Annotated in this window: 10 protein-coding genes; 6 read left to right on the top strand and 4 right to left on the bottom strand. The window is 71.9% G+C overall.

Annotation, left to right across the window (positions count from 1 at the left end):
* The first annotated feature begins 57 nt into the window (after nucleotides 1–57).
* The 6 genes from leuA (at nucleotide 58) to V8690_RS13610 (ending at nucleotide 8,138) form a co-directional block, all read left to right on the top strand.
* Nucleotides 58–1,779 carry a 2-isopropylmalate synthase gene (leuA, locus tag V8690_RS13635; protein WP_338778671.1) on the top strand — a complete coding sequence of 574 codons (1,722 nt, stop codon included), beginning with the start codon at nucleotides 58–60 and terminating at the stop codon, nucleotides 1,777–1,779.
* Between the two features lie 186 nt (nucleotides 1,780–1,965).
* Complete coding sequence (locus tag V8690_RS13630; RefSeq protein ID WP_338778669.1) at nucleotides 1,966–2,664, top strand: TerB family tellurite resistance protein; 699 nt, start codon at nucleotides 1,966–1,968, stop codon at nucleotides 2,662–2,664.
* Between the two features lie 185 nt (nucleotides 2,665–2,849).
* Nucleotides 2,850–4,940, top strand: a complete 2,091-nt coding sequence (locus V8690_RS13625; protein WP_338778667.1) for an MMPL family transporter — start codon at nucleotides 2,850–2,852, stop codon at nucleotides 4,938–4,940.
* Between the two features lie 113 nt (nucleotides 4,941–5,053).
* Nucleotides 5,054–6,241 (top strand): histidine kinase, encoded by a 1,188-nt coding sequence (locus V8690_RS13620; protein WP_338785342.1) that lies wholly within the window; start codon nucleotides 5,054–5,056, stop codon nucleotides 6,239–6,241.
* Complete coding sequence (locus V8690_RS13615) at nucleotides 6,238–6,900, top strand: response regulator transcription factor (protein WP_338778665.1); 663 nt, start codon at nucleotides 6,238–6,240, stop codon at nucleotides 6,898–6,900. The genes V8690_RS13620 and V8690_RS13615 overlap by 4 nt, the downstream gene beginning before the upstream one ends.
* A 53-nt stretch (nucleotides 6,901–6,953) precedes the next feature.
* On the top strand, nucleotides 6,954–8,138 hold the full coding sequence (locus V8690_RS13610) for a sialidase family protein (RefSeq protein ID WP_338778663.1): 1,185 nt from the start codon (nucleotides 6,954–6,956) through the stop codon (nucleotides 8,136–8,138).
* Here V8690_RS13610 and V8690_RS13605 read toward each other — a convergent pair.
* From V8690_RS13605 to V8690_RS13590, 4 genes are read right to left on the bottom strand one after another with little or no spacing between them, the layout of a single operon-like run.
* On the bottom strand, nucleotides 8,135–9,067 hold the full coding sequence (locus tag V8690_RS13605; protein WP_338778660.1) for a dihydrodipicolinate synthase family protein: 933 nt from the start codon (nucleotides 9,065–9,067) through the stop codon (nucleotides 8,135–8,137). The genes V8690_RS13610 and V8690_RS13605 overlap by 4 nt on opposite strands.
* On the bottom strand, nucleotides 9,064–10,092 hold the full coding sequence (locus tag V8690_RS13600) for an ABC transporter ATP-binding protein (RefSeq protein WP_338778658.1): 1,029 nt from the start codon (nucleotides 10,090–10,092) through the stop codon (nucleotides 9,064–9,066). Before V8690_RS13600 ends, V8690_RS13605 begins: the two co-directional genes overlap by 4 nt.
* A complete protein-coding gene (locus tag V8690_RS13595; RefSeq protein ID WP_338778657.1) occupies nucleotides 10,089–12,059 on the bottom strand; it encodes a dipeptide/oligopeptide/nickel ABC transporter permease/ATP-binding protein in 1,971 nt (656 codons plus the stop codon). The genes V8690_RS13600 and V8690_RS13595 overlap by 4 nt, the downstream gene beginning before the upstream one ends.
* Nucleotides 12,059–13,021, bottom strand: a complete 963-nt coding sequence (locus V8690_RS13590) for an ABC transporter permease (RefSeq protein WP_338778655.1) — start codon at nucleotides 13,019–13,021, stop codon at nucleotides 12,059–12,061. The genes V8690_RS13595 and V8690_RS13590 overlap by 1 nt, the downstream gene beginning before the upstream one ends.
* Between the last annotated feature and the right edge of the window lie 17 nt (nucleotides 13,022–13,038).

The following is a 13,038-nucleotide window of genomic DNA, read 5'->3' as shown; positions in this document are numbered from 1 at the left end:
CTTGGTGCTGCGTCGTCGGCCGTCCTTCCGGACACCTCCTGAGGAGCCCTAAGCATCATGGCGAACCGCCAGCAGCCCAGTTCCATGCCGATCCACAAGTACGGCCGCTACGAGCAGGTCGACATCCCGGACCGGACCTGGCCGGACAACCGCATCACCGCCGCCCCCCGCTGGCTCTCCACCGACCTGCGTGACGGCAACCAGGCCCTGATCGACCCCATGTCGCCCGCTCGCAAGCGCGCGATGTTCGACCTGCTGGTCAAGATGGGCTACAAGGAGATCGAGGTCGGCTTCCCGGCCTCCGGCCAGACCGACTTCGACTTCGTACGCTCCATCATCGAAGAGCCCGGGGCCATCCCCGACGACGTCACCATCTCCGTACTGACGCAGGCCCGCGAGGACCTGATCGAACGCACGGTGGAGTCCCTGAAGGGCGCCAAGCGCGCGACCGTCCACCTCTACAACGCCACCGCCCCCGTCTTCCGCCGGGTCGTCTTCCGGGGCTCCAGGGACGACATCAAGCAGATCGCCGTCGACGGCACGCGGCTGGTCATGGAGTACGCGGAGAAGCTGCTGGGTCCGGAGACGGAGTTCGGCTACCAGTACTCGCCGGAGATCTTCACCGACACCGAGCTGGACTTCGCGCTGGAGGTCTGCGAGGCGGTCATGGACGTCTGGCAGCCCGGCCCGGGCCGCGAGATCATCCTCAACCTGCCCGCCACGGTGGAGCGTTCGACCCCGTCCACGCACGCCGACCGCTTCGAGTGGATGGGCCGCAACCTCTCCCGCCGCGAGTACGTCTGCCTGTCGATCCACCCGCACAACGACCGCGGCACGGCCGTCGCCGCCGCCGAGCTGGCCCTGATGGCCGGCGCCGACCGCGTCGAGGGCTGCCTGTTCGGCCAGGGCGAGCGCACCGGCAACGTCGACCTGGTCACCCTGGGCATGAACCTCTTCTCCCAGGGCGTCGACCCGCAGATCGACTTCTCCGACATCGACGAGATCCGTCGCACGTGGGAGTACTGCAACCAGATGGAGGTCCACCCGCGCCACCCCTACGTGGGCGACCTGGTCTACACGTCCTTCTCCGGCTCCCACCAGGACGCCATCAAGAAGGGCTTCGACGCCATGGAGGCCGACGCGAAGGCCAAGGGCGTCACCGTCGACGACATCGAGTGGGCCGTTCCGTACCTGCCGATCGACCCCAAGGACGTCGGCCGCTCCTACGAGGCGGTCATCCGGGTCAACTCGCAGTCCGGCAAGGGCGGTATCGCGTACGTCCTGAAGAACGACCACAAGCTGGAACTGCCCCGCCGGATGCAGATCGAGTTCTCGAAGATCATCCAGGCGAAGACCGACGCCGAGGGCGGTGAGGTCACCCCGAAGGACATCTGGGCCGTCTTCCAGGACGAGTACCTGCCCAACCCCGAGAACCCGTGGGGCCGGATCCAGGTCAAGAACAACCAGTCGACGACCGACACCGACGGCGTGGACACCCTGACGGTGGAGGCCACGGTCGACGGTCAGGACACCGTTCTGACCGGCTCCGGCAACGGCCCGATCTCGGCCTTCTTCGACGCGCTCCAGTCCGTCGGCATCGACGTACGCCTGCTGGACTACCAGGAGCACACGATGAGCGAGGGCGCCTCCGCGCAGGCCGCCTCCTACATCGAATGCGCGATCGACGACAAGGTCCTGTGGGGGATCGGAATCGACGCGAACACCACGCGGGCCTCGCTGAAGGCGGTCGTCTCGGCCGTCAATCGCGCGGCTCGCTGACCAGCCGTAGCGTGGGTTCATGGGCTCTGTCCGCCAATGTCCGGCGGGCGGAGCCCTGTCACTTATCGGCCAATCCCTGTGAGGGTCACGGAAAGGTCTCCTCCGGGGTACTGACTCCTCCTCATGGATGTGGCTAACATCACGCAAGCGCGGCGACGCTGCCGTGCGGCGTGACGGAGGTGCGACGTGCTGCCAGGACGGGGACGAAACGGCCATGCCGCCAGGTTTTCCAGCATCCTGGGCACCCGGACCGCGTGGACGCCCGCCGGTGACGGAGAGTTCTTCTGCCCCGGCTGCGGCGGCGACCGCAACTACCAGCGGCTGACCGGACAACGCCGCTTCACCCTGCTCGGCCTGCCCGTGCTGCCGCGCGGCGAGACCGGCCCGGTCGTGGAGTGCGCCGCCTGCCGCCGTCACTTCGGCACGGACGTCCTCGACCATCCCACCACCACCCGCTTCTCCGCGATGCTCCGCGACGCCGTGCACACCGTCGCCCTCGCCGTGCTGGCCGCGGGCGGCGCCGGTTCCCGTACGGCGCTGGAGGCCGCCGTGCTCGCCGTGCGCGCGGCCGGCTTCGACGACTGCACGGAGGAGCAGCTGGCCGCCCTCGTGGCGGCGCTGGAGGCGGACACCGGCCGGATCACCGGGGAGCCCTGCGGCGCGGGGCTGGCCATAGAGCTGCACGAGGCGCTGGACCCGCTCGCCCCGCACCTCGCCACGGTCGGCCGCGAATCGATCCTGCTCCAGGGGGCGCGCATCGCCCTGGCGGACGGACCCTACACACCGGCCGAGCGGGACGTGCTCGCGACGGTGGGGGCCGCGCTCACCATCTGCTCGGACGACGTGACACGGGTGCTGGCGGCGGCGGCACGTACCCCGTCGTAGAGCGGCGCCCCTGCTGGGCACCCCTCGGGTGTTGCTCCACGGGCGTTACTCCCCGGGGAGTAGTCCGCCGCTCGTACCGCCCTCCGCAGTAGCCCCCGACTCGGCCTCGGGCCCGACGAATCGCCCCCCGTGCGCCGGGAGTCTGGAGACCGTTCCAGACACCCGGACCGGAGGGAGCCCGAACAGTGGGGGACACAAGGAAAACCGCACGGCGGCGAGCCGTGCCCTGGGCGGTGGTCGGGCTGTGGCTCGCCGCCCTCGTGCTGGTCGGGCCGCTCGCCGGGAAGTTCGCCGGCATCCAGCAGAACCGCGCCGTCGACTACCTGCCCGACAGCGCCGACTCCACGCAGGTGGCGCGGATCCAGGACCGGCTCCCGGGAGGCGAGTCGACCGACCTGGTGCTCGTGTACCACCGGGACGGCGGTCTGACCGACGCCGACCGGCGCACGGCCGCCGAGCAGGTCGCCGAGGTGCGCGGCGCCCACGACCTGACCGGCGAGCCGCGGGGCGTGCCGTCCGAGGACGGCTCCACCCTGATGTACCCGGTGTCGAGCACCCAGCCGGGCCAGGACGAGGAGGCCCGGAACGCCTTCGTGGACGGCGTGCGGGAGGTCGCCGAGGGGAGCGGCGGGCTGCGCGTCGAGGTCGGCGGGCCCGGGGCGCTGAACACCGACATGGGCAAGGTGTTCGAGACGATCGACGGCACCCTGCTGCTGGCCACGCTCGCCGTCGTCACCGTCCTGCTGATCCTGATCTATCGCAGCCCGTTCCTGTGGCTGGTGCCGCTCGCCGTCGCGGGCGTCGCCGCCGCCATGGCGATGGCCGCCGGGTACGGACTCCACGAACTGTTCGACGTCACCGTCACCGGCCAGAGCGGCGGCGTGATGACCGTGCTCGTCCTCGGTGCCGGCACCGACTACGCGCTGCTGCTCATCGCCCGCTACCGCGAGGAACTGCGGCGCCACGAGCGGCCGTACGACGCCATGCGCACGGCCCTGCGCGGCTGTGGACCGGCCATCCTCGCCTCCTCCGGGACCGTCGCGGCCGGGTTGCTGTGCCTGCTCGCCGCCGACCTCAACAGCAGCAGCGGCATGGGCCCGGTCGGCGTGGTCGGCGTGGTCGCCGCGCTGGTCGCCATGACGACCCTGCTGCCCGCCGTGCTGGTGCTGCTCGGGCGGCGGGTCTTCTGGCCGCTGATCCCCGCCTTCGGCAGCGAGCCCAAGGTCCGCCGGTCGCTGTTCGCCGCGATGGGGACCTCGGCGACGCGCCGGCCCGTCACCGTGCTCGTCGGCGGGGCCGTGCTGCTCGGTGGGCTGGCGCTCGGCACCCTGAATCTGTCCGGCAGCATCAAGCAGGAGGACTCGTTCACGGACCGGCCCGAGTCGATCACCGCGATGCAGACGCTGGCGCGGGAGTATCCCGAGCGCAGCAGCCGGCCTGTGACTGTCATCGCCCCCGACGAGCGGGCCGACGCGGTTGCGGACCGGGCCCGTGCGACTGCGGGGGTCGCCGAGGTGGCTCCCGGGCGCAGTGGCTCGGGGTGGAGCGAGATCGCGGTCTTCACGACCGCCGCGCCCGAGACGGCGGCCGAGACCCGGACCATCGAGGCCCTGCGCGCCGGGCTCGATGCCACGGGGGCCTACGTCGGCGGGCCCAGTGCCCAGCAGATCGACCTGGCCGACAGCGAGTCGCGGGACCGGAAGGTGATCGTGCCGTTGGTGCTGGCCGCGGTGTTCGTCATTCTGGTCGGGCTGTTGCGGAGTCTCGTCGCGCCGTTGCTGCTGCTGGCGGCTGTGGTGGCGGTGTGGGGGGCGGCGCTCGGTATCGGGGGGCTGGTGTTCGAGCCGGTGTTCGGCTTCGGCGGCACGGATCCCGGACTCGGGCTGCTGTCCTTCGTGTTCCTGGTCGCCCTCGGGGTGGACTACGGGATCTTCCTCATGCATCGGATGCGGGAGGAGTCCGTGAAGGGAGCCGAACCGGAGGCTGCCGCGCTCACCGCTCTGTGGACGACCGGTGGGGTCATCGCTTCGGCGGGGGTGGTGCTCGCGGCGACGTTCGTGGTGCTGACGACTCTGCCGATGGTGGGGCTGGTGGAACTCGGCTTCGTCATCGCGGTGGGGGTGCTGCTGGACACGTTCCTGGTGCGTACGTACCTGGTGACCACGGCGAGTGTGCTGCTCGAGCGGCGGATGTGGTGGCCGGGGAGGCTCTCCCGCGCGACGGGGCGGACAGCCCCGCCTCAGGAGCGGAAGCCCTTGGCCGCGAACGCCCCCTGACCGACCGATGACGCCCCTCCTCTCCTCAAGGGGCGCCTTCCTGGCCCAGGATGAAGCCCGTGCAGGCACCCAACACACCGTCGGCGACCTGGTCGCGGCCTGCGGAGCGGATCATGGCCGCGATCAACCGCGACCCCCTGACCGCCCCGCACGCCGTCCGCAACGACGCGCTGCTCGCCGTTCTGACGGCCGCGCTGGCCGTCGTCCTCGCGCTGTTCGTCGACGACGGGCGCCGGCCCGACGCGCTCGGCTGGGCCCTGCTGCTGGTCTCCCACGTGCCGCTGGTGTGGCGCCGCCGCCGCCCGGTGCTCGTCCTGCTCGCCGTGGTGGCCTGCGTCTTCCCCTACCACTTCCTCGACTACCCGCACACCGCCGCCACCCAGGCCGCGTACGTCGCCCTCTACACCGTCGCCGTCACCGGCCGGCCGCTGCGCACCGTCCTGGTCGGCATCGGCGTCATCACCTTGTCGGTGAGCGTGATGCTCACCATCAGTGCCCACGAGGCGCTGGGGCTGCTGAAGGCGTCCGGCTGGGTCGTCGCCGTGCTGTTCCTCGGCGTCGACGTGCGCTTCTACCGCCAGTACGTCGCCTCCATCGTGGAACGCGCCGAACGCGCCGAACGCACCCGCGAGGAGGAGGCCCGGCGGCGGGTCGCCGAGGAGCGGCTGCGGATCGCCCGGGACCTGCACGACCTGCTGGCGCACAGCATCACCCTCATCGGGGTGCAGACCTCGGTCGCCGCCCACGTGCTGTCCGCCGACCCCGAGCGGCTCGACCGGGAGACCGTGGCCAAGGCGCTGGACGACATCGCCGAGACCTGTCGCAGCGCCCGGGGCGAACTCCGTACGACGCTGGAGGTGTTGCGCGAGCACGACTCCATGGACGCCCGTGGTCCGCTGCCCGGCCTCGACGGTCTGACCGATCTGGCGGAGGCCGCGCGGCTCGCCGGTGCCCGGGTCGAGCAGACCGTACGGGTACGGCAGGCACCGCCCGCCGTCGGTGCCGCCGCCTACCGCATCGTGCAGGAGGCGCTGACCAACGCGGTACGGCACGCGGGACCCGGACCGGACGTCCGTGTCGACCTGGTGGAACGGGAGGGCGCCCTGCACCTGTCGGTCAGCGACGACGGCACGGGACCGGCCCCGGACGGCATCCCGGGCTTCGGACTCGTCGGAATGCGCGAGCGGGCGCGCAGCGTGGGTGGCACACTCGACGCCGGTCCGCGTGCGGACGGCGGCTTCGAGGTGACCGCCGTACTGCCGCTGACGAAGACGGGGACCACGGGGGAGGGGACCGGATGACCATCCGAGTACTGCTCGCGGACGACCAGACCCTGGTACGGGAGGCGTTCGCGATGCTCGTGGAGTCGGCCCGGGACATGGAGGTCGTCGGCCAGGCCGCGACCGGCCGGCAGGCCGTGCGACTGGCCCGCAGCGAGCGGGCCGACCTCGTGGTGATGGACATCCGCATGCCCGACCTGGACGGCATCGAGGCGACCCGGCTCATCGCGGCCGACGAGGACCTCGCGGGCGTCCGCGTCCTGGTCCTCACCACGTACGACACCGACGAGAACATCGTGGACGCCCTGCGCGCCGGCGCCTCCGGGTTCCTGGTGAAGGACACCAGGCCGGCCGAGCTCCTCGACGCCATCCGTACCGTCGCTGCCGGGGACGCCCTGCTGTCGCCCGGGCCCACGGCACGGCTGATCGAGCGGTTCCTGCGCACTCCCTCGGCACCGGAGACCGGTGGGCCGGAGTGCCTGTCCGGCCGTGAGCGGGAGGTGCTGTCGCTGGTCGCGCGCGGCCTCAACAACACCGAGATAGCCGATGCGTTGGGCCTGAGCCCGCTGACCGCGAAGACTCACGTCAGCCGCATCATGGGCAAGCTGGCGGCCCGGGACCGGGCGCAGTTGGTCATCGTCGCGTACGAGTCGGGGCTGGTGACGCCGGGGAGCATCTGACGGACAGGCACGGTCCGACGCTCCTCACACTCCGTCATGTCTTCAGGAGAAGCATGAGACTCCTCAGCCGCACACTCCTCGTCACCACCGTCCTCCTCGCCCCGCTCACCGCCACGACGCCCGCCTCGGCCACCCCCGGCTGCACGTCCTCCGTCCCGTACGTCTCGGGCGAGGGCGGCTACGACACGTACCGCATCCCGGCCACGGTCACGACCGGCAGGGGCACCGTCCTCGCCTTCGCCGAGGGCAGACGCGGCGGTGCGGGCGACACCGGCGACATCGATGTCGTCCTCCGGCGCTCCGCGGACGGCGGCTGCACCTGGGGCCCGCTCACCGTCGTGGCCGCCGGGGACGGCGACACCCGGGGCAACCCGGCACCCGTCGTCGACCCGCGCACCGGCGCCGTCGTGCTCCTCACCTCCTACAACAGCGGTGAGGTGACGGAGGCCCAGATCATGCGCGGCGAGGTCACGCCCGGGCAGAGCCGCCGGGTGTTCGTGCAGCGCAGCCGGGACGACGGCCGGCACTTCACTCCGCCCCGCGAGATCACCGCGCAGGTGAAGGACCCGTCCTGGCGCTGGTACGCGACCGGCCCCGGCCATGCGATCGCCCTCACCCGGGGCCCGTTCGCCGGCCGTCTGGTCGTCCCCGCCAACCACTCGGCGTCCCCGCCGGCCGGCTCCCCGGACACCGGCCAGGAACCCCGCTACTACGGCGCCCACGCGCTCCTCAGCGACGACGGCGGCAGGACCTGGCGGCCGGGCTTCGTCGACGACTCCTACGAGGGAACCCACAACGCCAACGAGTCCACAGCGGCCCAACTGCCGGACGGCAGGGTGTACTTCAACGCCCGGGACCAGCACGGCACCAGTGCGGGCAACCGTCTCGACGGTCATTCGAGCGACGGCGGCGCGTCCCTCGACCGCCCGTACACCGTGCAGCCCACCCTGAACGAGGTCCCGGTCGTGCAGGGCAGCGTCCTGCAACTTGCCGGCCGTGGCGGGCCGTTGTTGTTCTCCGGCCCGTCCGTCCCCACCGCCCGCCGGGCGATGGCCGTCTGGCGCAGCACGGACGGCGGCGCCACCTTCACCAAGGCGCTGACGCTCTCCCAGCAGCCGGCGGCCTACTCCGACCTGGTGCCGCTCGGCCGGAAGACGGTGGGCATCCTCTACGAGACGGGTGCCCGAGGGGCCTACGAGACGATCGAGTTCCGCCGCCTTTCGGCCGACGGGCTCTAGAGCAGTCCTGCCGCCGCCAGGTACTTCCCGACCCGCTCCACCTCGTCCCGCGACAACGGCACCTGCGGCTGAGCCGTGGCCGGGCAGTCGATCACGCCCCGCAGGTGCAGCGCGGCCTTGAAGGCGCCGATCGCCGAGGAGCCGGGGCCCATGCGGGCCGGGTCGCCGACGGTGACCATGCCGAACAGGGCGCACAGCCGCTCCTGTTCGGCACGGGCCTCCTCCCACTCCCCGGCGCGGCACAGGCGGTCCAGGCGGGCGTAGCCGTGCGGGTCGACGTTGCCGAGGCCGGGCACCGTGCCGTCCGCGCCGACGGCGAGCGCCGCGTCGACGATCAGCTCGGAGCCGGTCAGCACACTGAAGCCGGTGATTCCCTGGTGGGCCCGGGCGCGGGTCACGACCTGGCGGAAGGCGGCCAGGTCGCCGCTGGAGTCCTTGAGCGCGGCCAGGACACCGTCGGCGGCCAGCTCCAGGACCACGTCCGAGGGCAGCTTCGTGTGGACGGCGACGGGAATGTCGTAGGCGACCACCGGGACCGGGCTCGCCGCCGCGACCACGCGGTAGTGGCGGGCGATCTCGGCCGGGTGGGTGCGGGCGTAGAACGGGGCGGTGACCACGACCGCGTCCGCACCGGCCGCCGTCACCGCCGCGACGTGGTCCAGGACCCGGGCCGTCGTCATGTCGATCGCCCCGGCCAGCACCGGGAGCTGCCCGCCCACGTGGGCCGCGACCGACTCGACCACCAGCCTGCGCTGCTCGTCCGTCAGATGCGCCGCCTCCGACGTCGAGCCGAGCACGAACAGACCGTGCACCCCGCCGGACACCAGATGGTCGACCAGCCTGAGCAGCGAGGGGACGTCCACCTCGCGGTCCGGTGTCAGGGGCGTGCAGACGGGCGGGATGACACCGGTCAGCGAGATGATCGTCATGGGGCCTCCATCGGGTCGCTCTGGTGGACGAGGTCGCGGGTCGACTCGTCCTCCTGGACAGGATGGTGGCAGCGGAAGCGGTGTGCGGGGGCCGACGCGACCGAGAAGTCCGGCATCGCCTCCGCGCACGTCCCGTCCGCCTTCCAGCAGCGGGTACGGAACGGGCAGCCGCTCGGCGGGCGCGTCGCCGACGGGACCGGACCGGCCAGCGGGATCGGGTCGATCGGGTCGAGCAGACCGGGCGTGGCGGAGAACAGGGCGCGGGTGTAGGGGTGCCGGGCCCGGTCGGTGACCAGGGAGGCCGGGGACTCCTCGACGATCCGGCCCAGGTACATGGTGATCACGCGGTCGCTCATCCGCCGGACCGTCTGGATGTCGTGCGAGACGAACACCAGGGCCAGGCCCAGGCGTTCCTTCAGGTCCAGCAGCAGATTGAGGATCTGGGCGCGGACCGACACGTCCAGGGCGCTCGTCGGCTCGTCCGCCACGACCAGGTCCGGGTCCAGCGCCAGTGCCCGGGCGATCGCGACGCGCTGCCGCTGCCCGCCCGACAGCTGGCCCGGCAGGGCGTCGGCGAGGGCCCGGGGGAGGCCGACCAGGGACATCAACTCCCTGACTCTCTCGCCACGTTGACCGCGAGTGCCCCGGTCGTGCACGTCCAGCGGGTCCCGCAGGATCTGCCGAACGGTCAGGCGGCGGTTCAGGGCCGTCGACGGGTCCTGGAAGATCATGCCGGTGCTGCCGCCGACGGCCCTGCGGCGCTCGGCGGGCGGCATCGCCCACAGGTCGCGGCCCCGGAACGACACCGTCCCCCGCGTCGGTCGCTGTACCCCCACCAGGACCTTCGCCAGCGTCGACTTCCCGCAGCCCGACTCGCCCACCACGCCGATGGTCTCGCCGGGCGCGATCGCCAGGTCGGCGCCGGTCAGGGCGTACACCCGGTCGCGGGTGAACAGGCCGCCACTGCGGGCCTTGTGCACCACATGCGCGTCGGACAGCTCCACGAATGCGGGCTGTGGGTTCATGACACCGCCTCGGTCTCGGTGGTCGCCAGCTCTATGGCCGGGTGGTGGCAGGCCGCCGTATGGCTCGGGGTGCCCGTCAGATCCGGTGCCGTCGTCCGGCAGACCTCGCTCGCCCGCGGACACCGATCGGCGAACCGGCACCCCGCCGGGAAGTCGGCGGGGGACGGCACGACCCCCTTGATCTGCGTCATCCGCTCCTGCCCCGACTCCAGCGACAGCACGCTGCCGAGCAGGCCACGCGTGTAGTGATGGGCCGGCGCCTCCACCAGGTCGGCGGTCACGCCCGTCTCGACGATCTGCCCGCCGTACATCACCGCGACCCGGTCGGTGACGTCCGCGACCAGCGCCAGGTCGTGCGAGACGAGGATCAGCGCGAAGCCCAGCTCCTCGCGCAGCCGCAGCAGCAGCTCTATGACCTGGGCCTGCACGGTCACGTCGAGGGCGGTCGTCGGCTCGTCGGCGACGATCAGCTTCGGCTCGCGGGACAGGGCCATGGCGATCAGGACGCGCTGCCGCTGCCCGCCGGACAGTTCGTGCGGGTAGCTGCGCAGGGTGCGCTCGGGGTCGAGTCCGACCATCGTCAGCAACTCGGCGGGACCGCGCCGCCCGCCCCGCCGCACGACCTGCTTCAGCTGCGCGCGGATCGTCATCGCCGGGTTCAGCGACGACAGGGCGTCCTGGTAGATCATCGCCATCTCGTGGCCGAGGAGTCTGCGGCGTACGCGCATCGGCTCGGCGAGCAGGTCCCGCTGGTTGAACCGGACCTGGCCGCCGACGCGCGCTCCCTTCGGCTGGAGGCCCATGATCGCCAGCGCGGTCAGCGACTTGCCGCAGCCCGACTCGCCGACCAGCCCGAGCACCTCCCCGGGATGCACCTCGAAGCTGACGCCGTCCACGATGTCCACGCCGCCGTGCCGCTGGTCGAAGCCGATGGCGAGGTTCTCCACGGCGAGCACCGGCTGCCCGTCCCGGGGCAGATGACGGGCCCGGGCCCGCAGCCGTCGCGCCGCTTCCGTCAGGCCGGGCAACCGCACGACCTCCCCGTTGCCGGGCTCCGGCGCCTCCAGCCGGTCGTCGTCGGGTCCGTCCACCTCCCGGGCCGACGGGGCCGCCCACGCGTCGGACACCCCCTCGGACAGGATGTTCAGCGACAGCACCGTGACCAGCATCAGCAGACCGGGGAAGACGGTCGCCCACCAGCCGCCGGTCAGCACCATGTTCTTGCCGTCCGCGATGACACTGCCCCAGGACGGGTCGGGCGGCCGTACACCCGCTCCGATGAAGGACAGCGACGCCTCGAAGACGATCGCCTCGGCGACCTGCACCGTGCAGAACACCAGCACGGGCGCGGCGCAGTTGATCGCCACGTGCTTCAGCACGATGTGCGGTGTCCGGGCACCGATGACCCGTTCCGCCGTCACGTAGTCCTCGCCGTACTGGTCGAGGACGTTCGCCCGGACGACCCTGGCCACCGGAGGCGTGAACAGGAACGCGATCGCGCAGATCAGCACCGTGATGCCCCCGCCGAACACCGCCACCAGCACGGCGGCGAGCGCGATGCCCGGGAACGCCATGACGACGTCCAGGCAGCGCATCAGCGTCTCGTCCACCGCCTTGCGGGAGGTCGCGGCGATCGCCCCGAGCAGCGCGCCGACCAGCAGGGCCAGCCCGGTCGCCCCGAGCCCGATCGCGAGCGACCAGCGCGCCCCGTACATCAGCCGGCTGAGGATGTCCCGGCCGAGGCTGTCCTGGCCCATCCAGTGCTCGGCGGACGGATGCCCGGTGCCGTCGACGGGCGGCTGCTGGTCGAGCGGGTCGTGCGGGGCGAGCAGCGGGGCGAGCAGCGCCAGCAGGACGACGACCGCCAGGAAGCAGACGGCGGCCTTTGACAGCAACGGCAGCCGGCGCCAGCCGCGCAGCCGCACGCCGGGCCGGGACAGCGCCTCGGTGAGGCTCTTGCGGGTCATCACGTGGTCGCATCCCTCAGTCGCGGGTTGACCAGCAGGTAGAGGACGTCGATGACGAGGTTCACGACGACGAACCCGGCCGCCGTGGTCAGTACGACGCCCTGGACGACGGCCGGATCGCCGTTCTTCACGGCGTCGATCATCAGCTTGCCCATGCCGGGCAGCGAGAAGATCGTCTCGATGACGACCGCGCCGCCGAGGAGATACCCGACGCGCAGGCCGAGGACCGTGAGCGGATTGATCAGGGCATTCCTGAGGACGTTCCGCCCGACCACCACCCGCGGCGGCAGCCCGCTCCCGATCGCCGTCCGTACGTAGTCCTTGTCCAGTTCCTCCACCACGGCCGTCCGCACGATCCGGGTCAGCTGCGCCGCCACCGGCAGGGAGAGGGCGAGGGCGGGGAGCGTCATGGTCTTCAGCCAGCCGGTGAAGGAGTCGGCCGGGTTGATGTAGCCGCCGGTCGGGAACCAGCCCAGGTCGACCGCCAGATACTGGATCATCAACAGCGCCAGCCAGAAGCCGGGCGCCGCCACACCGGTCAGCGACACGACCCGGATGATCTGGTCGGGCAGCCGGTCCCGGTGGATCGCCGCGGTCACGCCGCCCACGAGGGACAGCGCGACCGCGACGCCCAGGCCCAGGAAAGTCAGCTGGAGGGTGAGCGGCAGCGCGGTGGTGACCTGGTCGATCACCGGCGCCCGGGTCAGCGCGCTGGTGCCCATGTCGCCGTGCAGCAGGTCGGCGACGAAGTCGACGTAGCGCACGGGCAGCGGGTCGAGCAGGCCGTGTTCCTCGCGGAAGTCGTGCAGTTGCTGAGGTGTCGGGTTGGCGCCCTGGAAGAACGCGGACGCCGGGTCGACGTCCGAGAACCGCATCACCAGGAACACGAACAGCACGATGCCGAGCATCAGCGGCACGAGCAGGGCGATACGGCGGAGGAGGATACGGACGACGGCGATCACGTGACGGCAACCCCCCT

This window comes from Streptomyces sp. DG1A-41, assembly GCF_037055355.1.
In the GTDB taxonomy this organism is placed as follows: domain Bacteria; phylum Actinomycetota; class Actinomycetes; order Streptomycetales; family Streptomycetaceae; genus Streptomyces.
This window is presented reverse-complemented; position numbering and strand designations above follow the sequence as displayed.

Excerpts from the sequence above, each read along its gene's own strand:
- leuA (WP_338778671.1), top strand. The coding sequence starts at position 58 with ATGGCGAACCGCCAGCAGCCCAGTTCCATGCCGATCCACAAGTACGGC.
- V8690_RS13620 (WP_338785342.1), top strand. The coding sequence starts at position 5,054 with ATGGCCGCGATCAACCGCGACCCCCTGACCGCCCCGCACGCCGTCCGC.
- V8690_RS13615 (WP_338778665.1), top strand. The coding sequence starts at position 6,238 with ATGACCATCCGAGTACTGCTCGCGGACGACCAGACCCTGGTACGGGAG.
- V8690_RS13610 (WP_338778663.1), top strand. The coding sequence starts at position 6,954 with ATGAGACTCCTCAGCCGCACACTCCTCGTCACCACCGTCCTCCTCGCC.
- V8690_RS13605 (WP_338778660.1), bottom strand. The coding sequence starts at position 9,067 with ATGACGATCATCTCGCTGACCGGTGTCATCCCGCCCGTCTGCACGCCC.
- V8690_RS13600 (WP_338778658.1), bottom strand. The coding sequence starts at position 10,092 with ATGAACCCACAGCCCGCATTCGTGGAGCTGTCCGACGCGCATGTGGTG.
- V8690_RS13595 (WP_338778657.1), bottom strand. The coding sequence starts at position 12,059 with ATGACCCGCAAGAGCCTCACCGAGGCGCTGTCCCGGCCCGGCGTGCGG.